The organism is Campylobacter sp. GB48, from assembly GCF_049221845.1.
Taxonomy (GTDB): Bacteria; Campylobacterota; Campylobacteria; order Campylobacterales; family Campylobacteraceae; genus Campylobacter_D; species Campylobacter_D lari_C.
In genome coordinates this window covers 1-2,083 of sequence record NZ_JBMJAR010000041.1, presented here as the reverse complement: position 1 = coordinate 2,083, position 2,083 = coordinate 1, and the positions used below count along the sequence as shown (strand labels likewise).

General features: G+C 25.3%; 3 protein-coding genes. All 3 read right to left on the bottom strand.

From position 1 onward, the window contains the following. A partial coding sequence (locus tag ACOTVC_RS08580) for a hypothetical protein (protein WP_421628336.1) occupies nucleotides 1-234 on the bottom strand: 234 nt, incomplete at its 3' end. Further along, nucleotides 224-1,534 carry a hypothetical protein gene (locus tag ACOTVC_RS08575; protein ID WP_421628334.1) on the bottom strand — a complete coding sequence of 437 codons (1,311 nt, stop codon included), beginning with the start codon at nucleotides 1,532-1,534 and terminating at the stop codon, nucleotides 224-226. The genes ACOTVC_RS08580 and ACOTVC_RS08575, both read right to left, overlap by 11 nt. A gap of 14 nt (nucleotides 1,535-1,548) precedes the next feature. After that, nucleotides 1,549-2,016, bottom strand: a complete 468-nt coding sequence (locus ACOTVC_RS08570) for a hypothetical protein (RefSeq protein ID WP_421628333.1) — start codon at nucleotides 2,014-2,016, stop codon at nucleotides 1,549-1,551. Nucleotides 2,017-2,083: the final 67 nt, after the last annotated feature.

Sequence of the window (2,083 nt, the reverse complement as noted above, 5' to 3'; positions counted from 1 at the left end):
TTCATCTTTAGGAGAAAAATAATAACTAGGTGCATCTTGTTTTATAGCATTATCTTGATCTAATTCTCCAAAGTAAAAAGGATTGTTAGGAAGTTCACTTGAGCCTGTAAGTAATACACCTTTGAAATAAATTTTAGAATGAGTTAAATCAACATTTTTCGCCCTTAAGATTTCACAATCAATCACTTCTTTATCATAAGCAAAAATTGTTTCTTTTACTTTTTCAAGAGACATGAATTTTCCTTAAATTTTTAGTCATTTTATGATAGCTAGAACTCCAATATTTATCGCTTTTTTCTCCTGCTAAAACATTAAAATAAAATTCATTTCTATCTTTTTGATATTCTTGCGAGATATTACCATAATCATATTTATGATAAAGCATTCTTGAAATCATTTCATTTTTAGGTATAAAAATAAAAGGATAAAATTTACTCACACTAAAATTATTATATTTCTGACTTAAATCTAAATCTTGTATCGCAATAGCTTCATAATCATTATCTGCTTTTAAAAGTTTAATTTGTCTATCTTTTCTATCGAAATAAATCAATTTAAAATCGCCTTTTATGCTTGTATTAAATTTTTTAGTGATAGATTCCAAACAAAAATCTAATTTATTATATATACTTTTAAGTTGAGAGATTTCATTATAAAATTTTTTAATACCTTCATAATATCTTTGATTTTCTATATCTTTTTTGCACAAAGTTTGTATTTTCTTTTCTAAATTTTCCTGATTTACATAACATATATAATTATTATCTAGCATAGATCTAGTCCAAGCAATAAAAGCTCTTGCACCTTTTACACTTTGTAAATTATCATCAATATTTTGAAATTTCAAAAAGATAGAGTGAAGAAATTTGATTGTGTTTAAATTTTCTTTTAAGTTGTCTAATATGGGAAAATCTGGAATCCATTCATCAGTATTAATAACTTCTATTCCTATATCAGAAAGTCTTTGAATAACCCAAGTAACGCAATTATTTTCAAGAAGTTTATAGGTAAATTCTTCATTGATTGGCTTTTCGCTATTAGGTGTGATTTCTTTTGTGGCTTCAAAATCAGCTTTAATATTTACAAGTAAGCTTTCATATTGTTCTTTAGAAAGTTCTAAAGTGCAACGATTAGAAGGTTTGAAAGTTTGAGGGCTTCTTAGTTTTTTAATAATATAACAATTTTTATCAATATTGCTATCTAATACATATTGGTTATTGTTAAATACTTTGCTAGGAGATCCTATAAGAGATTCTACAACATTAGCAATTCCGGTTCCAAAACCCCAAAAATCATCATTAAATTCATTAGGTTCTTTAGTTTCATACCATTTTTGATCTATCTTATTCCATTCTTTGTTTTTAAGATATTCTTGTCTTAATGTTTCATCTATTTTATCTAACTCATCAGGACTTTTGCCTTTAGTAAGTCCTAAGAAAGCGTGAGTGAAGTCTAGGCCGTTTCCATTATAAAGATTAACTAATATTTCATATTCTAAAAACTCATCAATATAAATCGTTGCATAATATTTCATTTATAAAATCCTTTCTAATATGTTGCCAGTCCATAAAAAAAGAACAATGTGCAAGCATAACCCAAGGCAAATAATAAAACGCTAAACATAAACTTTCTTTTAAAAATGGATATTAAAAAAAATACTCCTATACCACAACAGCCAATAATAAACAAGCTTAAACTAGAAAAATAAAATGCTAAAAATATAAATACTGCAGATAAAACCAAAGGAATGGCATTATAAGTATATAATAAATTAAACATTATGCAAGAATATACAACAATAAATAACTCTATTGCATTTCTATCAAATATTAATAAAAATAAATTCTTATCATATTTACCATAACTAATATAAATGTAGTGAAAAGTTAGAATAATATAAGCCACCAAAGCAAGAATCAAGCTACACACAAACCAAGCAATTTGTCCGCTTGATATACTATCTATTCCTTTGCTTTCTAGCTTTGTTTTTAATTTAGAATAAATAGGAATTTGCAAATTTACTCCTAATACAGATAAATTGTTTTATTATAACCAATCTACTTAATACTTTTAATTAATTTAA